Genomic DNA, 19,640 nt, shown 5'->3' with positions numbered 1-19,640 from the left:
TGCCGATGCCCGCAGATTCGACAATTCTGGACCGGCTGTATCAGCGTGTGGCAAGTCGCAAGGGGGCGGACCCAACGACGTCTTACACCGCCAAACTGTTTTCCAAAGGCCGCCCAAAGATCGCCCAGAAGGTGGGGGAGGAGGCGGTGGAAACTGTCATTGAGGCGCTGGGCGGGGACAAGGATGCGCTGGCCTCGGAAAGTGCTGATCTGCTGTATCATCTTTTGGTCCTATGGGCCGATGCAGGCTTGAAGCCTGACGATGTTTGGGCGAAGCTTGCCGCGCGTCAGGGCACATCCGGCCTGGCGGAGAAAGCCGCAAGGCTGAAGGAATAGCGGTTAGAGATGGGAATAGGATCACGATAATGGCCTATAATGATCAGAATATATTTGCGAAGATTTTGCGGGGCGAGATTCCGTGCAACAAGGTCTATGAAGACGATTATGCACTGGCCTTTCATGACATCGCGCCTCAGGCCCCGGTCCATGTTCTGGTGATCCCGAAAGGGCCTTATATTTCCCATGCGGATTTTTCAGAGAAAGCCAGCGATGCCGAAATCGCTGGTTTCTATCGCGCCGTTGGCACTGTGGCGCGTCAGTTAGACCTGGATGAACCTGGCTATCGCCTGATTGCCAATCATGGCGCCGCAGCCTTCCAGGAAGTCCCGCATCTGCATGTCCATATTTTCGGCGGACGTCCGATGAAGGGCATGGTGCCAAAGGCAAATCAGTAAGGGGTTTATTTGAAGATCCCCTCAAAGACAGGCTTGCAGAAGCTGTCCCTTGGATTCGCAAGGCAATGGGTGACCAGTTTTTCGGTGGTTGCACGTTCAAAGGCTGCGGTCTCTATATTGCGCACAACGGTGCTTCGAATTGCGTTGCCATAAAAGCCCATCCATACGCTGGACAATGACAATGCGATCAGGATCGTGATGCCAAACTTTTTGGTATTCGGATCAGGCGCTGGGGCATTGTCTGAGGCCTTTATCGTATCCTTTCCAATGATATAAGTCACAAAGCCGCCAACCAAGGTAAGCAATGCTGGTAAGACAGCACCCACGACGGGTGATTGGCTTGCGCCGGTAAACAAACCGATGGTCCCACCGACCAGACCAAACGCAATAGCCAGTAGAAAGGCAGTTGAAGCCCCCGTCACGAATTTAAGGAATGGGAGGAGACCGACGACAGAGGAGATCAGGACTGCGACAAGCAAGGGAGCCATTATATCGCCGCCAACAGAAGCCAATGTTTGCCAGGGATCAAAGGCGTTTGGATTTGTTGCCATGGCTGACGAGTCCTACCCGCGGAATTCTTGTCTGTTCAGTTGGTTCGTCATGTCTCTATAGACATCAATCCCCTCCCGATATTTTTCAATTCCTACAAAGTAGTTGCCCAGATTTTCATTGTATTTCTGCAGGTCGATATCGCCGGTGGCAAACAGTTGATCCAGCTTTTCCCGGTAATTTTCAACAACCTCAACACGCAGGGATTCAAGGCCTTCCCGATAGTTTTCCAGTTCCGCCTGAGAAGCCTCTTCGGGAATGTCGATGTTGAAAACCTTAGCCAGAATATTAGGATTTTCGGCTATGGCCGCTGTGACATCGATATCTGTTGTTAAGCCTACAGCCTGCCAAATTTGCGGCAGGGACGCAAAAGCGCCCGGACCGCCCGTCCGTTCACAGCGGGTGACGCAGGGTTCGTCGCTATAACTAAAGGAGCACAGGCATAACGTTAAATCAGTGTCATCGCTTGCATCAACGGCGACGTCGTTCGCGCCGGTGGATTGGGATGAAGTTTCTTGCGCAACTGCGAATTGAGGCGGCATAAACCCGGCGATTAGTGCCGTGAAGACAAGTATTTGCACCGTCTGTTTCATATCTGCGTCTCCCAAAACGATTCGTTGGAAGTATAGCGCAGAGAAATGCAATCAGCAATTGGCAGTTGTGGCGGGATTTCTGTGGCCAGCCCTGGCGGCTGGCTATGCGCACAGACACAGATACTCCTGGGATGCCTTGTAAAGATAATAGATCGGTCCACTCGATCTGCTGCTATTCCGCTGGTTGCGCTAGGGGGCGAGAGGCAGACAAGGTGGTTTCATTCCCTTCATGCGGATCCCTTGGGATCAGCAGGGCCAGCAGCAGTGAAATCACAGCCATCCCAGCGCCAATGAAAAAGACCATCGATGGATTTCCCAACCAGATAAATCCAAAGACAGCAGGCAGGCCTACAGCGGCGATATGGTTGATTGTGAAACTGACCCCCGCGGTCGATGCGATGTCCTTGGGCGCGGCGATCTTCTGGAAATAGGTCTTGATGGAGATCGCGAAGGCAAAGAACAGGTGATCTATGACATATAGGGCTGCGGCGATGATATGATCGTCTACGAAAGCATACCCTGTGAAGACGCAAATTAGACCGATATACTCAAAGATCAGTGTGTTGCGCTCCCCAAAACGGCGGATCAGCCGCCCCAAAGTCGGCGCGATGAAAATATTGGCAATCAGGTTAATCATATACAGAAGCGTGATCGCGGTGACGTCATAGCCGAATTTCTCCACCATCAGGAAGGCGGCAAAGACCATGAAGATCTGGCGACGCGCACCGCCCATGAAAGTCAGCGCGTAATACAGCCAGTACCGGCTGCGCAGAAACAGGGTTTTTGTCTGGATCTCTGGCCCTTCATAAAAGGGATAATAAGCCTTGCAGAAAACGGCGACAGCCAACGTGAAAATACCAGCCCCAACATACAGCGGCACATAGCCCAGATTGAACCCGGGAAAGGGGTTTTCGACACCAAAGAAATCCTGCACCAACAGCATAAGCTTTTCATCAAAGCAGATCATGATCACGATGAAGATTGCCAAGGTGCCCAAAGAGGCGGCTTTCAACTGAGTTGCCAGATGAACAGCCGCATTTTTCTTGTCGATTAACTGCAGTGTGAGCGACTGGTTCATGGTTTCGTAATAGTGAAATCCTGTCGACATCAGCAGCGTCGTGGCATACAGCCCAAATTCAGTGGGGAAATAGCCAGTAAGCGCGGTCCCGATGCCCAGCAAAGCCAGTGACAGAAAGGCTAGGTTCTGTTCCCGAATGAAGGGCAGCAGCAGCACGGCTGCAAAGGACAGAAAGCCTGGAATTTCTCGAATAGACTGTAAGAAGCCAATCTCTCGCCCGGTAAAAGCAGCCCGTTCCACCACGAAATTGTTCAGCAGCGCGAACCAGGCATTCATGCTGACCGCCATGGCAAAGGCCATCAGGATTAGCATGCCGCGTGGGCCTTGCAGGAATTTGGGAACGTAACGAGACATAGGGGGCTCCAAAGAAAAGTGTGGAGACAGATATACGCCCCACTGGATCGGCTTGCTTGCGATATAATGACATTCGATATTTAGAAACAGCCAGATGATCTAATTAAATATCCCGAGCAATTCGACGGTCTCTCCCCCCATGCCTTCTTTGAATTTTTTTACGGCACGGGCGGCCCCGTCGCTGACGCCCCCCAGGTCAAAATCTTGTATATTACGATCCTGCAACACTTGCAGGGCATTCCATAACAATAGGTTATGCGCATTGCAGGCGCGGCCTGCGGGTGTTGTCCAGCCGGTCTGATAGGTAGCACTGCGCCCATGACACAGGATCATGATGGCCGCGACGGTTGTCGCTCCTTGCAGGGCCCGCCCGATAAGAAGGTTCTGTTTGACACTGAAATATCGGGCCAGGATTTGCAGCAGCTTTGACGAAGGACCCTGATACCCCCGGTTTCCTTTATCGGCGACATAGCCGTTTAAAAGCATTGGGAAGGACGTGCCATCACTGTCCCACTGAACCTCCAGATCGGATCGTTCTGCCTTGGATAGAGGGCCGCGCCATTTGCTCTTGAGGTTCCCGCGCAATACGTCAAGGCTTGGGCGCAAATCCAGCCAGATGGTTTGATAGCCTGGACCGGCAAGGCGCTTGAATCCCAGCCCCTCCATATCTGCCACTGATGCTTCCCGCATGGTCAATTCCGGAAAAATGCGTCGTTTGCGCCCCAATCGGCGTTTATACAGGCGATCAAATTCCTGCCAGAATGCGACCTGGTGGTCCTTTGTACCAAATCCGTCCAGCCACAGCGGCCCCCGATCCACGATGATGGCATGTATCGCATTGTTCAGCACACCGGCCTCCATTAACTGGCATATACCAGCGGGTTGTCCATCGATCTGGATGAAGGCCTGACGCGGCTTCTGACCCATGAACTGGCCATAGGACAGGCCGTATTCGATGCTTTGCAACAGGTTGGCGCGGCGAGCTTGGGCGAAGCATGATTGCCATTTCGCCATATCCCCCAATGTTTTGCAGATCATAATCGATATCATGGGCGCGGCTGAACCTTGTTGTCTTTATGCGGACATGTATCGGACAGTAGCAGCCTGTCGCTGAAAAGAAATATCGCTTTCTGGGCGGTTTTACGATATATAATTAAATTATGACGCAAAAGAGACAAAGTCCACGTTCGCCGGTTCCCACGGCACTGGCCCGCTCCGTAGAAGTCCGTGCCTTTGATATGGCACGAGAGGAACAGTTTAACATCCATGCCCATGACTGGGCGCAATTTACCTATTCTGCCGAAGGGGTTTTGACTGTCGTGACGGATCAGGGGCGGTTTCTGGCCCCACCCGCCATGGCGGTCTGGCTGCCGCCCGGCGTCATGCATACGATTGAAACCGTCAGTTTCGCAAAGTTTCGCAGCCTGTATATTGCAGCGGATCGGATTGGGGGAATGCCGGAAACCTGCACGGTTCTGTCCGTTGACCCGCTGCTGAGGAATCTGATCCTGGCGGCGGCGGCGCTGCCCCGTGATTGGGATGAAGAGGGGGCAGATGGTCGTCTGATGGCGTGCCTGTTGGACCGCATTCGCGCAGCACTGCCCGCATTCCTGCATCTGCCATTGCCCAACGATCCCCGGCTTAAGGCGGCAACAGATGCATTGCTTGCCGATCCGTCGGATCGTCGCCCGCTAGAGGAAATAGCCCACAGCGTTGGTGCGGCGGGCCGAACCTTGGCGCGATTGTTTCAGCAGGAAACGGGAATGACCTTCGGGGCATGGCGCCGACAGCGGGTGTTGTTATCGGCGTTGGAGCGCCTGTCTGCCGGAACGCCTGTGACAACGGTTGCACTGGATTTGGGGTATGAAAGTCCGTCTGCTTTTATCGCCATGTTCCGTCGGACTTTGGGGGACACGCCCACACGCTATTTGCAGGCAGGCTATCATTGAAAATCCGAAACGACCAAAGACGGTTAGCTGCGATGCAGCCACCAGCGTCCGTCGGTGATTGAGAAAATGGGCTTGTAATGTTTGATGCGGGTTGAATCGATGACCTGTGGAATCTGGTTGTCCAGCACAAGGGCCTGATCGTTAATATACACAACCAGGATGGCATGGGCGACATTCAGGTTCTGATCCTGCAAGACGACAATGCGCATATTTTCCTTGGGCCATCCCAGATGAACCAGGGATACATATTTGCTGATGGCATAGTCTTCACAATCACCGGTGCGATACATGAATTCCTTTGGGGTCGCCCAGTAATCTTTTTTGCCATAGTTGATGGGATCCAGAAGATAGGCGTATTGGTTCAGGTACTTATTGACGTATTCCAATTGATCCAGGGGCGCCAAGCCCTTCAATTTATTCAGGAATATTCGCCATTTGGCGATATGACAGGGTTCCGATGCGGTGATCTGGCATTTTGCCAGTTCATTGGGTTCGTCCTTGGCATAACGTTCCAGCACGCCGGTCCACTTTTCAAACTTTTCCAGTTTTGTGGAACTGAGTTCTTTGCTGCCAAACAAATTAACAGCGGCCGATGCGCCGCTTGTCCAGATAAGCGACAGCGTCAGTTGGGCGACCAGCAACCCTATTATGCACATCCAATTTGATCTGTTTTGTGCCATAGAGGCCTCTTAAAGTCGAACCGACAACGGCGCGACTATAGGATCAATCCGTCGGGCCTGCAAAAATTTTGCATGAAAAATTGCTCGAATGTCAGGGACCTTTTAATTTTTACTGTAAAGGGTGTACGAGCGTTCGGTTTTTGGGCATTATCGGTCCGCGAAAAAACGCGAATTGGTCTGAGCGCCGTTGGTGAGAAACGTTTCAGGCTTTAAGGTATTTGACCGGGGGGAAGGTTTTGTGAGCAGCACGACCAAAGACGATAGTAAAGCAGGCAAGGCAAGCATGAGCGCCGGCCTGAAAATGGCTCTGACGGGGGGCGGCGTTGCGATTTTCATCGCCGTTGGCGTCTTTCTGATGATGCAGTTCGCGACGTCTGAACGGGATCGCGAAATGCGTCAGTGGCAAAGCCGTATGTCTATCGTCATCGACAGCCGTTATACGGACATTAATCGTTGGATTGACCGGCAATTGGCAGATTTGCGCGGGATTGCGGATAATGCGTCTGTGCAGTTGTATCTGACCGTTTTCCATGAATCCGGCACCAGCGCCAGTGCAGATGATGCCCCGCCAGAATTAGGATATCTGGGCAATTTGTTGGAAGTGGTTGGAGAGCGCGCGGGTTTTAAAAGCGATGTTCAGGGCCCTCAGGTGAATGCCAATGTACAAAAGGCGGGCGTCGCTGGCTTGGCCCTGATTGACATGGACAATTTCATCATCGTTTCCAGTTCAGGTTTCCCCCCTTTGCAAGGGCCTGTCCGGGCCTTTTTGGAACAGGCGGAACGGGGTGTGACCTCAGTTTCCGATGTATTCATTAACGAGCGCGGAAATTCTGCCATGGCCTTCCTTGTGCCGGTTTATGCGGTACAGGCCGATGAGTCAGCGGAATCCCAATTGGGGTATGTGGTTGGCGTTAAGGAAATTGCCGACGAACTGTATCCCCTGTTGGAACAGCCAGGCGCGACCGAAGAAACCGCTGAGACCATGATCGTGCGTCAGAATGGCAACAAGATCGAATATCTGACACCGCGCGCCGATGGGACGGCCCCGCTGCAGAAAAGTCTGGCGGCTGATACGCCCAATCTGGCGTCGGCCTGGGCGGTGCGCACCGTGGGGGGCTTTGCGACCGTTACCGACTATGCCGGGAACGAGGTGCTGGCAATCTCCCGGGCCTTCAATCAGGTACCGTGGACGCTGGTCTATAAGGTGGATACCGCAGAAGCCCTGAAGGAATCGGAAGACCGACTGCAATTGCTGATGATCGTTTTCGGGGTGATCATCATCCTGGTTCTGATCGGGATGCTGGCGCTGTGGTATTATGGAACGTCCCAGCGTGCGACGGAAGCGGCGGCCAAGTTTGAAGAACTGGCAAACCGTTTCCAGGGTCAGCGGAACTTTATGCACACCGTGACCGACAGCCAGCCCAACAGCATCGTGATCCTGGATGAAAATGGTCATTACCGCTGGTTTAACAAAACCGCGCTGCAATTGTCCCGCATGGATCGGTCTGACATGTTTGACAAGCACGTCTCCGCCATTCTGGGGCCAATTGAGGGCAAGCGTATTCATGCCTGGGTCAAAGAGGCATTGGCGAAGAACGAGCGTCTGACCGTCACCCATGAAATGGAATTGGGGAATGATGGGCCCAAGGTCTATCGGACGGATTTCCAGCCACTTCCCGCACGGGAAGATTTCCCGCCGGGCGTTCTGATGGTCAGCCAGGACATCACTGAAAGCGTGCTGGAACGCGAAAAGCGCGAAACCGTTATGCGACAGTTGGTCGGTACATTGGTGTCAGTCGTGGATCGCCGCGATCCATTCTCTGCCAATCACTCGGTTCGTGTGGGTGAAGTATCGCGCGCCGTTGCGCAGGAAATGCAGGCCGAGCGGGTGATGATGGAAACCGCTGCGATCGCGGGCAGCTTGATGAATTTGGGCAAGATCACGGTACCCGAAGAACTGTTGACCAAACAGGGTAAGCTGACCGATGAAGAGGTCAGGATGATCCAGGAATCGGTGCTGACCAGCGCTGAACTGGTGTCCAAGATCGACTTTGATGGGCCGGTTTATGATACCTTGCGCCACTTGCAGGAACACTATGACGGCACGGGCACACCTGATGGTCTGGCGGGCAAGGATATTGTCATTACGGCGCGCATTGCAGCCGTCGCCAATGCCTTTGTCGGCATGGTCAGCGCACGGGCCTGGCGGTCGGGCATGAGTGTCGATAAGGCACTGGATATCCTGCTGGCCGATGGGAACAAGAAGTATGACCGCGCCGTTGTGGTGGCGCTGGCCAATTATCTTGATAACCGCGGCGGTCGCGAAGAATGGGCCAGCTATGGCGAGGCCCCCACGGAAACAGGAGCTTAAGGCATTCCGGACCCGGACCATGCGTCGAAATATTATGCACCGCAGGGTGAATGCCTGATCGCGGTGGGTGATGTTCATGGTCATTTGGACCTATTGAATGATCTGCTGTGCCAGATTTCTGATCGCCCTGATCGAAGGAGACAGGGCAGGACGGATCGTTTGATCTTTCTGGGGGATTATGTGGATCGCGGCCCGAATTCCGCTCAGGTCATTGATCGCCTGTGTCGTGTGCAACAGGATGATCCCACCGCAGTCTTCCTGAAAGGCAATCATGAAGAAATGATGGTGGCATTCCTGCAAGCCGGGGATTTGACCAAGGGGTATCATTGGCTGCGTAATGGCGGTGACATGACATCAGCAAGCTATGGCGTTGAGACACCAAATGATCTTGATGACACCAATGCACTGATTGAATTCCGCAGTGTCTTGGCCACCGTGGTGCCCGACGCGCACTGGCGGTTTCTGGAAGGCTTGCAGGTTTCCTATCGGGCTGGGGATTATATCTTTGTGCATGCAGGTTTACGGCCCGGCATTCCCTTTGCGGATCAACGCGATGAGGACATGATCTGGATTCGGGACCGCTTTCTTCACTCTGATGCTGATTTTGGGGGATGTGTCGTTCATGGTCATTCGCCCAGCCCCAAGCCGGATATTCACCCCAACCGGATCGGTTTGGATACCGGCAGCGGGAAGGGGGGATATTTGACGGCGGGACTGTTCTGGAGTACCGAGGGATCCTTCCTTCATGCCTATCCAGACAGGATTAAACACCAATGAGAGATACCGATCTTGCGGCCATTCTGGAGCAGATAAGCGCAGCGGCTGTGCTGTGTGTCGGCGATGTGATGCTGGACCGGTTCGTTGAAGGGCAAGTTGAGCGAATTTCGCCTGAAGCCCCGATCCCGGTCTTGAGTGTAACGCGCGAGCGCGCCGCTCTGGGTGGGGCTGCCAATGTGGCTCGAAATGTCTGTGCCCTGGGCACACGCTGTGTTCTTGTCGGTGTGGTAGGGGATGACAGTGCTGCGCAAGAGGTGCAGGGGCTGATTGATGGTGTCGTGGGGGCGACGGCCCATTTGATTCCTGCCAGCGACCGCCCGACAGCAGTCAAGACGCGGTTTATGGCCGGGCGCGCGCAATTGTTGCGTGCCGACCAGGAACGACGCAGCCCCTTGGAAATCCCGACGGCGGATGCGGTGCGCAATGCGGCCTTGTCCGCCCTGCCTTCTGTCGGTGCCCTGATTTTGTCTGATTATGGCAAGGGGGTGCTGTCTGACCGCCTGATTCAGGATTTGATTGCGGCAGCGACGGCCCAGGGATGTCCGGTTATCGTGGATCCGAAGGGGCGTGATTTTTCTAAATATCGCGGCGCGGATCTGGTGACCCCCAACAGGGCGGAACTGGCATTGGCAAGTGATGCACCAACCGACAGTGATCCGGCTGTCATCGCGGCGTGTGAAAGCGTTGTTCGCATCAGTGGGGTGAAGGGCGTGTTGGCGACCCGGTCCGAACAGGGCATGACCCTGTATCGGCAGGATCCATCAGGAACGGTTTCCGTGGACCATCTGCCAGCCCGCGCACGGGAAGTGTTTGATGTGGCGGGGGCCGGTGACACGGTGGTTGCGGCCCTGGCGGCGGGATTGGCCGCAGGCCTGTCACAGAAAGACGCGGCAACGCTTGCCAATCGGGCGGCGGGGATTGTCGTTGCGAAAACCGGCACCGCCGTTGCCTATCCCGGCGAAATCTTAAATGACAGCCATGAAGAAAGTTTCGCACGGGGGGAGGCCAAGGTTCTGACCCTGGCGGAGGCACAGGATCGGGTTGCCGCCTGGCGACGGGCGGGGAAATCCGTTGGCTTTACCAATGGCTGTTTCGATCTGCTGCATCCAGGCCATATCTCCCTGATTTCTCAGGCGCGGGCGGCGTGTGACCGCCTTGTGCTGGGCTTGAACAGTGATGCCTCTGTCGCGCGCCTGAAGGGCCCCAGCCGCCCGGTTCAGGCAGAGGTCGCCAGGGCCAGTGTCCTGGCCGCGCTGGCCGATGTCGATATGGTCGTGATCTTTGGTGAAGACACCCCCATGACCCTGATCAAGGCGCTGGAACCCGATGTTCTGATCAAGGGGGCGGACTATACCAAGGAAACCGTGGTCGGCGCGAAAGAGGTAGAATCCTGGGGCGGGCGGATCGTTCTGGCCCAATTGGTGGAGGGGCAATCCACCACCAACACCATCGCCCGTCTGTCAGGGAAGTGACCAGAGCAACCATGAATGATTTGAGTTTGCTCTAGCTGCCACTGGCATCCTGCACATAAGCCGTGATGGCGGCTGCGATCGCTGAAGGATCGCTGTCATGGGGGAACAGGGTCAGGAACCCACCATCCGGCCCCATCAGATAGGCATTTGGGGAATGGCTGACAAGATAATCATCGGGCGCGGCCCCTTCCGGGAAAACCTTTGCCCGATGGATGCGATAGGCGATAACTGCCTGCTTCACAGCGTCCGGGGCGCCCGACAGGCCCAGAAATCTTGGATGAAAGGCGGCGGCATAAGGGCCCGTAATGTCCGGTGTGTCGCGTTCCGGGTCGACGGTGATGAAGATCGGCTGCACCCGATCAGCATTTTCTGGTGGCATGCTGTCCAACGCCGTTGCCAGTCTGGATAAATCGCCGGGACAGATATCCGGGCAAAATGTATAGCCGAAATAGATCAGCATGAATTGACCGCGAAAATCCGCATTCGTGACCGTGTTTCCCCTTTCATCTGTCAGGCTGAAGGGACCGCCAAACAGATTGGGGGGAAACACGGTATCTGCCCGGGCCGTTCCAATCCCGATAAAGATTAGAACTGCTGTCAGAAAGGCCTTATTGCGGGACATAAGGTACGCCCGGCAGACCCAGAATACCGGTTCTTTCTAATTCGGCCTTAATCGTTGGATCTTTTTCAAACCAGCGATCCGCATCCTGACCATTGCGTTCGGCCCAGTCTTTGGTGAACCAATTGGCGCGGCTCCATTTTCCATCAGGCAATTCCCGTTTGAACTGCAGCGCGAACATGGTGATCTGATCTTTTTTGATCAGTAGGCCGTCTGCTTCGATCTTCTTGCCACAGAAGGGGATCAAATCCGCCGTTGCGCCTGCGAAAATATCATTATTCTTGGCTGGCAGCAGCAGGGTTCCATCATCCTGCAACAGGCCAAGTTGACGTGTGCCGTCACCGCAATTATCAGCGCAGTTTCCTGTCAGCTCACATAACAGGTCGACCACGGTGACTTGAATGCGGGCCTTTTCCTCACCATTAATGCCCCACGAATCGGCGGCCTGAATGGGGGTGGAAAAACCTGTAAGGCTGAGCATCAGGAAAGGAAGGAACCGCTTCATCATCACTTATTCTCCTCCTCAGAACGGCTGAATGCCAAAGTCTTCATGATTTACATGGACGATGCCATGATCATCGGCGACCTGATCGACAATCAGGTAATTCACACCGTCACGGGCATATAAGTCGGCGTTCACGGTGACCTGATGGGTTTGAATCTGCACCAGCCGAGGATTGGCGACGCTGGTGTCATCTTCTTCCACCTTCAGGATCACATAAACCTGATCATCGTCGGTGCGAATGCTGACGGGGATGCCGCCCACGGCACACCACACAGCGCATTTGTGATGGGCGGTGCCCAGCGCATACATGATTTCAGACGTGTAGCACCAGGTATCAATCAACTCCCCTGTCAGGGTGACGCGCTGCCCTTCGGCTGCGTGGGTTGAGGATAGGGCGAAGCTGGATAGGGCGAAACACAGTGCAAATGTCAGTTTCTTCATCAAACCTTACCTTATCTCTTGGTGTGTTGAACCGCCGTTAGAATAGGGCCGGGTTCTTGATCCGCACAAATCACAGTCGGTTTATCACAAGGTGACCGCATGGAACGGATTGACCCCAGGGCCAGATCGTCCGAAAGAGGATGACCATTCTTTTTAGCTGAGGCCGTATGACCCAAACATCCCGACTGTCGGCGTCACAGCGCGTCATTACCCCACCGCCCTTTGCCGTTGCGGGCTTGATCTTGTCCATGGCACTGGTGGCGGTTGGGAATGGTCTGATATTCGCCTATGTGCCGACCCGGTTGGGAGGATTGGGCTATCCCCCCTCGATGGCGGGATGGATACTGACAGGTATGGCGGCAGGGGGATTCCTGGGATGTCTGGCCGTTGGGCGCCTTGTGAAGCGGGTAGGGCATGCGCGGGCCTTCATGACATTGGCGTCGGTCATGTTGCTGACCCATCTATTGATCGGCATGACCCTTGATCCAATCCTGTGGATCGGGGCGCGGTTTGCCTATGGATTTGCTGTGACGGGCCTGTTCATCATCGCGCAAAGCTGGATGAATGATTCCTGCCCCAATGAGTGGCGCGGCCGCGTTATGGCAATTTTCTATATGTCCTATGTGCTGTGCATCGGACTTGGTGGGTATCTGATCGCGTGGATTGACCTTGAAACACCGATTGGCCCGATGATCGCGGTGCTGTTTGGGACTTTGGCTATTTTGCCGGTGGGGTTGACCAATTTACCCACCCCGCCGCCGCCAGAGGCCGTTAAGGTCGCACTGCGCGCGGTGTGGCGCATATCCCCTGTGGGTCTGGTTGGGTTGCTCGCCGTTGGTGGGTTGACCATGATGGTGCAAGGCTTCGCCCCAATTTATGCCCAGGAAACAGGGTATTCCCAGTCTGATATCGGGCTGCTGGTTTTCCTGATGCAGTTTGGCATGATTGCGGTGCAGATGCCGTTGGGTGCCCTGTCGGACCGAATGGATCGCCGGATCGTTCTGATCATTGCCTGTGTGATCATCGTGGTTTTCGCATTGATCTGTACGCGGCTGGAAGGAATGAACCTTTGGCTGATGATTGCCTTGTTTGGGATCTGGGCCGGGGCAACGGAAACGATTTATGCTGTCGCTACTGCCCATGCCAATGACCGGGCAGAGCCGCAATATTATGTGTCACTGTCCATGACGATGTTGTTCGCCTGGTCCGCATCGGCCTTTGTTCTGCCTGGCGCGACAACAGTACTGACCAGTTTTCTGGGCGTTACGGCCTATATGTATGTGGCAGTGGTGATCGCCTTTAGCTATGGGCTGTTTGTCGCCTATCGTATTATGCGCAAAGAGCCGGTGCCGGAGGAGGATCAGGAAGCCTATGAACCCCGCGCTGCCCAGGCCGCCTATGCCCCGGATTTAGCCGCCCCGGCTATCGCAGAAGAAATAGACCAGGAGGTTCCCCGCTAAAGCATCACGCGGACGCGTGAGCTTAATGCAAAACCGCAGCATCATGCGCCCGCGTGATGCTGGTGTTAGGCGCGCAATCCTGCGACGGCGGAAAACTGTGCCGAGTCTTCCAGGGCCTGGGCCGTCTGTAGCAGGGTTTCCTCATCAAACGGTTTGCCGATCAATTGCAGGCCCAGCGGCAGGCCCTTGTGGTCCAATCCGGCAGGGACGGCAATTCCTGGCAGCCCCGCCAGATTGACGGTCACTGTAAAGACATCGTTCAGGTACATCTGGATTGGGTCGTCCTGCTTGTCATCTATGCCAAAGGCGGCAGATGGTGTTGCAGGCGTCAGCATGACGTCGCATTGAGACCAGGCATTGCGGAAGTCTTCTGCAATGCGCGCACGCACCTTCTGCGCTTTCAGATAATAGGCATCGTAATACCCGGCAGACAGAACATAGGTGCCAATCAGAACCCGGCGCTGTACCTCATTGCCAAAACCATCGCGACGGGTGTTCGCGTACATCTCGTCCAGGGTCTTGCCCTCGCTGCGCAGGCCATAGCGTACGCCGTCATACCGCGCCAGATTGGATGAGGCCTCCGCCGGGGCGATGATGTAATAGGCGGGCAGTGCATATTTCGTATGGGGCAGGGAGATATCCACAATTTCCGCACCAGCCGCCCGCAGCCAATCAATGCCGCGTTGCCACAGATCGTCGATTTCATCGGCTAGGCTTTTCAGGCGGTATTCCTTTGGAATGCCGATACGCAGCCCTTTAACGCCTCGTTTTAGGGCCGCTTCGAAATCAGGGACAGCGATATTGGCGCTGGTTGAATCCTTCGCGTCATGTCCGGCCATCGCGCCCAGCATAATCGCACCATCGCGAACCGTTCGTGTGAACGGCCCAGCCTGATCCAGTGAACTGGCAAAGGCGACGACACCCCATCGGCTGCACCGGCCATAAGTCGGTTTCAGGCCCACAGTACCGGTTAGGGCCGCAGGCTGGCGGATCGATCCGCCGGTATCTGTACCAATGCTGGCCAGGGCGGAACGTGCGGCAACGACAGCCGCCGACCCGCCGGACGACCCTCCGGGCACCAGGGCCTTATTCGGATCGGTCTTATCCTGCCAGGGATTGCGGACGGGCCCATAGAAACTGGTTGTGTTGGACGACCCCATGGCAAATTCGTCCAGATTGGTCTTACCCAACATCACTGCACCTGCCGCCCACAGCTTGCCGCTGACCGTCGATTCATACGGGGGCTTAAACCCGTCTAGAATGTGAGAGGCGGCTGTCGTCAGCACACCTTCGGTACAATACAGATCCTTCACACCCAAGGGGATGCCTTCCAATGGCCCCGCCGTACCTGCAGCCAATCGCCTGTCGCTGTCTTCAGCCATGGCGCGGGCCTGGTCCGGTGTTTCGGTGATATAGGCATTCAGCGCCCTGGTCTTATCCATGGCGGCCAGATAGGCCTCAGTCAGTTCAACAGCGGTGAATGCTTTCTTACGCAGGCCGTCTCGGGCATCTGCCAGGCTTAAATCCAGAAGGTCGCTCATCGCCCCCAGCTCCTATTCAACAACTTTGGGGACGGAGAAGAAATCACCGACCGGGTCTGGTGCATTGGCGACAATCTTTTCCGGATAGCCACCATCTGTCACTTTATCCTCCCGCCATTGGGCGGTCATCTCAACGGCCGATGACATGGGTTGCACACCGTCCGTATCCACTTCGGACAATTGCTCGACCCAGGCGACGATCGTATCCAGTTCTGCCGCCAGCGAGTTCTGACGGTCTTCTGGCAATGCGATGCGCGCCAGATGGGCAACGCGGGCGACGGTTTTGGTATCAATGGCCATGTGCGGCTCTCTGCGTTGAATATCGGGATGAATTTGTGCGCGGAAACTATCACCCGCCTTCCAGCGCGGCAAGTCGTCAGGCTTGCCCAAAGGCTGATCGCGCCCTATGCACAGTCATGATCTTAGAAACCGTCTATGACCTGCCCGCAGGCGTTAGCCTTTTAGGCCTTGATCTGGGGGAAAAAACCATCGGGATCGCCATTGGGGATCCCGCCGGCAGCATTGCGTCGCCCCTGGAAACCATCCGGCGCGCAAAGTTCACGCAGGATGTCGCGCGGCTGGCTGAAATCGTGGCGGATCGCCGTATTGGCGGCCTGGTCATCGGCCTGCCGGTCAATATGGATGGAACGGAAGGTAAGCGCTGTCAGTCGTCACGCCAATTCGCCCGCAATCTGATTTCCGTCGCGAAATGGGACATGCCCATCGCCTTCTGGGACGAGCGCCTGTCGACCAGCGCGGTGGAACGGGTACTGATCGAACAGGCCGATATGACCCGCGCACGGCGCGGTCAGGTGGTCGACAAAATGGCAGCCAGCTTTATTCTGCAGGGCGCATTGGACGCACGGCGGCTGCGGCCCTTATAGCATGCTGGTATGGCCGTCCACGCTGATGGCCTGGCCGGAAACCCGTGCACCTGCCTTTGAGCACAGGAACAGTGCCATTTCGGATATGTCTTCTGCGGTCACGAAACAGCGCATGCTGGTATCTTTCACATAATCCGCACGGATCTGCTCAACACTTTTTCCGGTCGTTAAGGCTTCGTCCGCAATTACCCTGTCCATGCGGTCGCCTTCGACGGAGCCGGGGCACAGGGCATTGACCCGCACACCGGATGGGCCAGCCTCTGCAGCTGCCGTTTTGGTCAGGCCGATAATTGCCCATTTCGCCGCACAATAGGGGCTGCGTTCCGGATAGCCATACAGGCCGCCTGTTGAGGAGAAATTGATGATCGAGCCGGAGCCCTGCGCCTTCATTGGGCCCAATACCCGCCTGAGGCAATGATAGGCACCGGTCAGATTGACATCGATGCAGGCAGCCCAGGCGGAGGGATCGGTATCTTCAATGACGCCGGTTGGTCCCTTTATTCCCGCAGCATTGATCAGGATATCCACACCGCCCAGATGGGCTAGGGCGGCATCAAAGAACGCATCAACTTCTATGCGGTTTGAAACGTCACAGCGTTGATAGGATATCCCATCGGGCAGACTGGACAGGCCCTTGATATCAACATCGCCAGCAAAGACCGCAGCGCCCTCGCGATGTAATTGTTCCGCGATGGTCCGTGCGATGCCGCCCCCAGCGGCGGTCACGATGGCGCGTTGTCCATTAAATCTGCTCATTTTTGCTTGCCTCATAGGGTGGGGACTCACACTGTTTGCGCACCATGCTGGACACGGAACAAAGCGACAAGAATGAAGTGCAGGAAGGGCAGGGCGATGATCGTCTTTTCTGTGCGAAATGCCATGCCACAGTGACGCGGCAATGTTTCGCCATTCATAGGCGCGGCGCACATCAACACACGGTCTTCAATCCGGCAGGCCACGTCTTCACGGTACAGTGTTTTATTCACGCACCAGGCGCGGGTATGTTGGGCCGGCCCAGCACACAATTTTCCTGGTTTCCGGGACTCGCATGGCGGGTTGCGCTGTGTGTTGAATGCGGAACCCATATCGGGTGGGAATTCAGTGGGCCTGAAACGTTCTTTGGCTTGATCAAACCCGCTTTGACGACCAGCCCAAATCCCTAACCTCTTGATCCTTCCCGGCGGGACAGGAAGGCCAGACGCTCAAACAGATGCACGTCCTGTTCATTCTTCAATAATGCGCCATGCAGCGGGGGGATGGCCTTGCTGGGGTCTGTTTCACGCAATGTTTCGGGGGAGATATCTTCCACCATCAGCAGCTTGATCCAATCCAGCAATTCAGAGGTTGAGGGGCGCTTTTTCAGGCCTTGAACCTCGCGCACCTGGAAGAACAGGGCCAGGGCCTCACTCAACAGCCGCTTCTTGATATCGGGAAAGTGAACCTGAACGATCTGTTCCATGGTTTCAGGGTCAGGGAAGCGGATGAAATGGAAAAAACAGCGTCGCAGGAAGGCGTCGGGCAATTCTTTCTCATTATTCGACGTGATGATCACGATGGGGCGCTTTTCCGCCCGGATCACTTCCTTTGTCTCATAGACATGGAATTCCATGCGGTCCAGTTCCAGCAACAGATCATTGGGGAATTCGATATCGGCCTTGTCCACCTCGTCAATCAACAGGACAGGGGCCGGATCAGTCGTGAACGCCTCCCATAGTTTTCCTTTGATGATGTAGTTGCGGATATCGTGGACCCGTTCGTCGCCCAACTGGCTGTCGCGCAGGCGACTGACGGCATCATATTCATACAGACCCTGCTGCGCCTTGGTGGTGGATTTCACATGCCATTCGATAAAGGGGCGATCCAGGGCGGTTGCGATTTCCCGCGCCAATTGCGTCTTTCCGGTACCGGGCTCTCCCTTGACCAGCAAGGGGCGTTGCAGTGTGACAGCGGCATTCACGGCGACGGCAAGATCTTCGGAGGCGACATAGCTGGACGTGCTGGTAAAGCGCATTGAGGATAATCCTGAGGGCAAGGGTTACGGATGGTCACTGACCCTAGTGTGCCCCCCTTGCGCAATCAAGACTCTAGCCTTGAAGCGCGATCAAAGTCCGCAATGTTCCAGAAGCCAGATTTGAGGAAAACCCTGCATTGATTTGCGCGGTTCCTGCGGAATTTGCTGCTGCCAGATTGGAGAGTAGGGAAACCTGGGACGCCAGGGATTCTGTTGGCTCTCCAGCCGCCTGTGCCTGTGACAGGGCCGATTGCATGAATCCGAGCAGGTCGGTCTTTTCGTCAAGTTTTCCGCCAGAGTAATAATTGCCCGGCAGATTTGACAGGAACTCTGCGCCCTTGGTCTGTAACTGCAGGATATCCTGATCACTGGCAGCACCGCTGTCTTTCAACGCGCCTGCCAGTTGGTCAATCTCGGTTGGAGATATGCCGGTGACATCGAACATTTTTGCGATGTCGGCAAAGGACAGGCTGGTTGACTTTATCTCTTTGTCATTTGAATTGAAGAGGTTGGCGATAAAAGAGTTTGCGTTAGAATCGGCAACGTCCTCCTTTTCCGGACGCTTTTCTGTTCCCGTTAATAGGGAGGCTCCAGCACTGAAAAGGCTAAACGCTGCGGCTTCCAGCATAACCCAAATCCTCAATCGGTTTGCATTGAGGGTATTTATGCAAGCGTTATGCCAATGGCGCGCGGATCAGCTGGGCTTTTTAATGGCCGAGTGCTCTCGCAGGGGTTCGCTTTCTACAATCAATTGCGTGCGGTCACTTGCATAATAGGACAGGCCGTACTCAATTGCCCGCCCGTCCAGATCAACATTGATGCTTTCTGTCTGCAGGACGGGGCGTGTTGGCGGTTGCTGTAAATGAATCGCCAGTTGGCGCGTTGGCATTGTGGCGGTGATGCGTGTGGAAAACCTTTTGTAATCGTGCACGCCACAGGCATCCAGGGCGGCGGTGATCGATAAAGTGTCACGAAAGGCTGCAATCATTCCCGCAAATCGTTTTGCGGGGAAGTAATGAGTGGCAACACTGATCGGGCGACCATCAACTTCACTGACCGCTTCCAACAGCACGACGGGGGCACCCTTCCGCAGATCCAGATTTCGGGCAATGACCGCGTCGGCACGGACCTGTTCGGTCCGCAGCAGCGTCTTGCTGGGCATGCGGTTGCCACTGGTGATGTTTTGGGTGAAGCGGGTACGCTCCCCAATGGGATATTCGATCAGGTCACTTTGGACAAATGTGCCGCGTCCTTGTTCAATTCGGACCTTGCCAATTTCCTGAAGGTAACTCATTGCGCGGCGAACGGTGTGGCGATTGACAGCAAAACGACGCGACAGGTCGGCTTCTGTGGGAAGACGGTCCCCCGGCTCATAGACGCCCTGGTCGATTTCGGCCTCTAATGAGCCGGCAATCTGTCGCCAAATTGGTTCTCCATCAGAAAGATACACGACTTGCCCCTTTGGTTATGCCACCCGTCACAAGAATTTCATCATCAATGCCATGCTTCGATCTTGCAATTGGGTCTAAGCTTAGGCATCTTATATTTGTCTAGACGTCTATACGAAAAATTGACGACTGTCTAGACCTTTGACTGGTTTGTTGAGTGTCGTGGCATCTTTGT

At 55.2% G+C, this 19,640-nt stretch carries 23 protein-coding genes; 8 read left to right on the top strand and 15 right to left on the bottom strand.

The window, feature by feature from the left end:
• Positions 1-5: 5 nt before the first annotated feature.
• Both ACOSDM_RS09935 and ACOSDM_RS09930 read left to right on the top strand, forming a co-directional pair.
• The gene (locus tag ACOSDM_RS09935; RefSeq protein ID WP_420724606.1) at positions 6-335 is read left to right on the top strand and encodes a phosphoribosyl-ATP diphosphatase; all 330 of its coding nucleotides are present in this window, start codon (positions 6-8) and stop codon (positions 333-335) included.
• A 29-nt stretch (positions 336-364) separates the two neighbouring features.
• Positions 365-733 (top strand): histidine triad nucleotide-binding protein, encoded by a 369-nt coding sequence (locus tag ACOSDM_RS09930; protein ID WP_420724352.1) that lies wholly within the window; start codon positions 365-367, stop codon positions 731-733.
• Between the two features lie 5 nt (positions 734-738).
• Here ACOSDM_RS09930 and ACOSDM_RS09925 read toward each other — a convergent pair whose 3' ends face one another.
• From ACOSDM_RS09925 to ACOSDM_RS09910, 4 genes are all read right to left on the bottom strand, one after another.
• Entirely contained in the window at positions 739-1,284 is a 546-nt protein-coding gene (locus tag ACOSDM_RS09925; protein WP_420724351.1) for a hypothetical protein, read from the bottom strand.
• A 12-nt stretch (positions 1,285-1,296) separates the two neighbouring features.
• A complete protein-coding gene (locus ACOSDM_RS09920; protein WP_420724350.1) occupies positions 1,297-1,875 on the bottom strand; it encodes a hypothetical protein in 579 nt (192 codons plus the stop codon).
• Positions 1,876-2,047: 172 nt separating this feature from the next.
• Complete coding sequence (locus ACOSDM_RS09915; RefSeq protein ID WP_420724349.1) at positions 2,048-3,307, bottom strand: MFS transporter; 1,260 nt, start codon at positions 3,305-3,307, stop codon at positions 2,048-2,050.
• Between the two features lie 99 nt (positions 3,308-3,406).
• Positions 3,407-4,357, bottom strand: a complete 951-nt coding sequence (locus ACOSDM_RS09910; RefSeq protein ID WP_420724348.1) for a GNAT family N-acetyltransferase — start codon at positions 4,355-4,357, stop codon at positions 3,407-3,409.
• A gap of 110 nt (positions 4,358-4,467) precedes the next feature.
• Between ACOSDM_RS09910 and ACOSDM_RS09905 the strand changes: the two genes are divergently transcribed.
• Positions 4,468-5,256: an AraC family transcriptional regulator gene (locus tag ACOSDM_RS09905; protein WP_420724347.1), complete on the top strand. Its 789-nt coding sequence runs from the start codon at positions 4,468-4,470 to the stop codon at positions 5,254-5,256.
• Between the two features lie 23 nt (positions 5,257-5,279).
• Here the strand turns inward: ACOSDM_RS09905 and ACOSDM_RS09900 are convergent, their stop codons facing one another.
• On the bottom strand, positions 5,280-5,936 hold the full coding sequence (locus ACOSDM_RS09900) for a transglutaminase-like cysteine peptidase (RefSeq protein ID WP_420724346.1): 657 nt from the start codon (positions 5,934-5,936) through the stop codon (positions 5,280-5,282).
• Between the two features lie 238 nt (positions 5,937-6,174).
• On the opposite strand from ACOSDM_RS09900, the gene ACOSDM_RS09895 reads away from it, so the two are divergent.
• The 3 genes from ACOSDM_RS09895 (at position 6,175) to rfaE1 (ending at position 10,556) form a co-directional block, all read left to right on the top strand.
• A complete protein-coding gene (locus ACOSDM_RS09895; RefSeq protein WP_420724345.1) occupies positions 6,175-8,307 on the top strand; it encodes an HD domain-containing phosphohydrolase in 2,133 nt (710 codons plus the stop codon).
• 63 nt (positions 8,308-8,370) lie between these two features.
• On the top strand, positions 8,371-9,084 hold the full coding sequence (locus ACOSDM_RS09890; RefSeq protein ID WP_420724344.1) for a metallophosphoesterase family protein: 714 nt from the start codon (positions 8,371-8,373) through the stop codon (positions 9,082-9,084).
• On the top strand, positions 9,081-10,556 hold the full coding sequence (gene rfaE1, locus ACOSDM_RS09885) for a D-glycero-beta-D-manno-heptose-7-phosphate kinase (RefSeq protein ID WP_420724343.1): 1,476 nt from the start codon (positions 9,081-9,083) through the stop codon (positions 10,554-10,556). The genes ACOSDM_RS09890 and rfaE1 overlap by 4 nt, the downstream gene beginning before the upstream one ends.
• A gap of 31 nt (positions 10,557-10,587) precedes the next feature.
• Here rfaE1 and ACOSDM_RS09880 read toward each other — a convergent pair whose 3' ends face one another.
• Genes ACOSDM_RS09880 through ACOSDM_RS09870 form a run of 3 tightly spaced genes read right to left on the bottom strand, consistent with a single transcriptional unit; the run spans position 10,588 to position 12,121 of the window.
• Positions 10,588-11,178, bottom strand: coding sequence for an SCO family protein (locus ACOSDM_RS09880; protein ID WP_420724342.1), 591 nt, complete (start codon positions 11,176-11,178; stop codon positions 10,588-10,590).
• The gene (locus ACOSDM_RS09875; protein ID WP_420724341.1) at positions 11,165-11,683 is read right to left on the bottom strand and encodes a hypothetical protein; all 519 of its coding nucleotides are present in this window, start codon (positions 11,681-11,683) and stop codon (positions 11,165-11,167) included. The genes ACOSDM_RS09880 and ACOSDM_RS09875 overlap by 14 nt, the downstream gene beginning before the upstream one ends.
• Before the next feature lie 15 nt (positions 11,684-11,698).
• Positions 11,699-12,121, bottom strand: coding sequence for a hypothetical protein (locus tag ACOSDM_RS09870; protein WP_420724340.1), 423 nt, complete (start codon positions 12,119-12,121; stop codon positions 11,699-11,701).
• A gap of 167 nt (positions 12,122-12,288) precedes the next feature.
• Here ACOSDM_RS09870 and ACOSDM_RS09865 point away from each other — a divergent pair, with 167 nt between their 5' ends.
• Positions 12,289-13,581: an MFS transporter gene (locus ACOSDM_RS09865; protein WP_420724339.1), complete on the top strand. Its 1,293-nt coding sequence runs from the start codon at positions 12,289-12,291 to the stop codon at positions 13,579-13,581.
• A 65-nt stretch (positions 13,582-13,646) separates the two neighbouring features.
• On the opposite strand, the gene gatA is transcribed toward ACOSDM_RS09865, so the two are convergent.
• Entirely contained in the window at positions 13,647-15,122 is a 1,476-nt protein-coding gene (gene gatA / locus ACOSDM_RS09860; RefSeq protein WP_420724338.1) for an Asp-tRNA(Asn)/Glu-tRNA(Gln) amidotransferase subunit GatA, read from the bottom strand.
• Positions 15,123-15,134: 12 nt separating this feature from the next.
• Complete coding sequence (gene gatC / locus ACOSDM_RS09855; RefSeq protein ID WP_420724337.1) at positions 15,135-15,422, bottom strand: Asp-tRNA(Asn)/Glu-tRNA(Gln) amidotransferase subunit GatC; 288 nt, start codon at positions 15,420-15,422, stop codon at positions 15,135-15,137.
• A 116-nt stretch (positions 15,423-15,538) separates the two neighbouring features.
• Here gatC and ruvX point away from each other — a divergent pair, with 116 nt between their 5' ends.
• Positions 15,539-16,006, top strand: a complete 468-nt coding sequence (gene ruvX, locus ACOSDM_RS09850) for a Holliday junction resolvase RuvX (protein ID WP_420724336.1) — start codon at positions 15,539-15,541, stop codon at positions 16,004-16,006.
• Here ruvX and ACOSDM_RS09845 read toward each other — a convergent pair.
• The 5 genes from ACOSDM_RS09845 to phnF all read right to left on the bottom strand — a co-directional run bounded on the left by ACOSDM_RS09845 (position 16,001) and on the right by phnF (position 19,467).
• Positions 16,001-16,762, bottom strand: coding sequence for an SDR family oxidoreductase (locus ACOSDM_RS09845; RefSeq protein ID WP_420724335.1), 762 nt, complete (start codon positions 16,760-16,762; stop codon positions 16,001-16,003). The genes ruvX and ACOSDM_RS09845 overlap by 6 nt on opposite strands.
• A gap of 26 nt (positions 16,763-16,788) precedes the next feature.
• Entirely contained in the window at positions 16,789-16,992 is a 204-nt protein-coding gene (locus tag ACOSDM_RS09840) for a hypothetical protein (protein ID WP_420724334.1), read from the bottom strand.
• A 173-nt stretch (positions 16,993-17,165) separates the two neighbouring features.
• On the bottom strand, positions 17,166-18,017 hold the full coding sequence (locus tag ACOSDM_RS09835; RefSeq protein WP_420724333.1) for an AAA family ATPase: 852 nt from the start codon (positions 18,015-18,017) through the stop codon (positions 17,166-17,168).
• 73 nt (positions 18,018-18,090) lie between these two features.
• Positions 18,091-18,645, bottom strand: coding sequence for a hypothetical protein (locus ACOSDM_RS09830; RefSeq protein ID WP_420724332.1), 555 nt, complete (start codon positions 18,643-18,645; stop codon positions 18,091-18,093).
• A 66-nt stretch (positions 18,646-18,711) separates the two neighbouring features.
• The gene (gene phnF, locus ACOSDM_RS09825; protein WP_420724331.1) at positions 18,712-19,467 is read right to left on the bottom strand and encodes a phosphonate metabolism transcriptional regulator PhnF; all 756 of its coding nucleotides are present in this window, start codon (positions 19,465-19,467) and stop codon (positions 18,712-18,714) included.
• Between the last annotated feature and the right edge of the window lie 173 nt (positions 19,468-19,640).

Source organism: Hwanghaeella sp. LZ110, assembly GCF_048892525.1.
Lineage (GTDB): Bacteria > Pseudomonadota > Alphaproteobacteria > UBA8366 > Aestuariispiraceae > Pacificispira.
This window is presented reverse-complemented; position numbering and strand designations above follow the sequence as displayed.

Coding starts and splice junctions, on each gene's coding strand:
- ACOSDM_RS09930 (WP_420724352.1), top strand. CDS start 365: ATGGCCTATAATGATCAGAATATATTTGCGAAGATTTTGCGGGGCGAG.
- ACOSDM_RS09925 (WP_420724351.1), bottom strand. CDS start 1,284: ATGGCAACAAATCCAAACGCCTTTGATCCCTGGCAAACATTGGCTTCT.
- rfaE1 (WP_420724343.1), top strand. CDS start 9,081: ATGAGAGATACCGATCTTGCGGCCATTCTGGAGCAGATAAGCGCAGCG.
- ACOSDM_RS09830 (WP_420724332.1), bottom strand. CDS start 18,645: ATGCTGGAAGCCGCAGCGTTTAGCCTTTTCAGTGCTGGAGCCTCCCTA.
- gatC (WP_420724337.1), bottom strand. CDS start 15,422: ATGGCCATTGATACCAAAACCGTCGCCCGCGTTGCCCATCTGGCGCGC.
- ACOSDM_RS09905 (WP_420724347.1), top strand. CDS start 4,468: ATGACGCAAAAGAGACAAAGTCCACGTTCGCCGGTTCCCACGGCACTG.
- ACOSDM_RS09870 (WP_420724340.1), bottom strand. CDS start 12,121: ATGAAGAAACTGACATTTGCACTGTGTTTCGCCCTATCCAGCTTCGCC.
- ACOSDM_RS09880 (WP_420724342.1), bottom strand. CDS start 11,178: ATGTCCCGCAATAAGGCCTTTCTGACAGCAGTTCTAATCTTTATCGGG.
- ruvX (WP_420724336.1), top strand. CDS start 15,539: ATGATCTTAGAAACCGTCTATGACCTGCCCGCAGGCGTTAGCCTTTTA.
- ACOSDM_RS09915 (WP_420724349.1), bottom strand. CDS start 3,307: ATGTCTCGTTACGTTCCCAAATTCCTGCAAGGCCCACGCGGCATGCTA.
- gatA (WP_420724338.1), bottom strand. CDS start 15,122: ATGAGCGACCTTCTGGATTTAAGCCTGGCAGATGCCCGAGACGGCCTG.
- ACOSDM_RS09865 (WP_420724339.1), top strand. CDS start 12,289: ATGACCCAAACATCCCGACTGTCGGCGTCACAGCGCGTCATTACCCCA.
- ACOSDM_RS09920 (WP_420724350.1), bottom strand. CDS start 1,875: ATGAAACAGACGGTGCAAATACTTGTCTTCACGGCACTAATCGCCGGG.
- ACOSDM_RS09900 (WP_420724346.1), bottom strand. CDS start 5,936: ATGGCACAAAACAGATCAAATTGGATGTGCATAATAGGGTTGCTGGTC.
- ACOSDM_RS09835 (WP_420724333.1), bottom strand. CDS start 18,017: ATGCGCTTTACCAGCACGTCCAGCTATGTCGCCTCCGAAGATCTTGCC.
- ACOSDM_RS09875 (WP_420724341.1), bottom strand. CDS start 11,683: ATGATGAAGCGGTTCCTTCCTTTCCTGATGCTCAGCCTTACAGGTTTT.
- ACOSDM_RS09935 (WP_420724606.1), top strand. CDS start 6: ATGCCCGCAGATTCGACAATTCTGGACCGGCTGTATCAGCGTGTGGCA.
- ACOSDM_RS09910 (WP_420724348.1), bottom strand. CDS start 4,357: ATGATATCGATTATGATCTGCAAAACATTGGGGGATATGGCGAAATGG.
- ACOSDM_RS09845 (WP_420724335.1), bottom strand. CDS start 16,762: ATGAGCAGATTTAATGGACAACGCGCCATCGTGACCGCCGCTGGGGGC.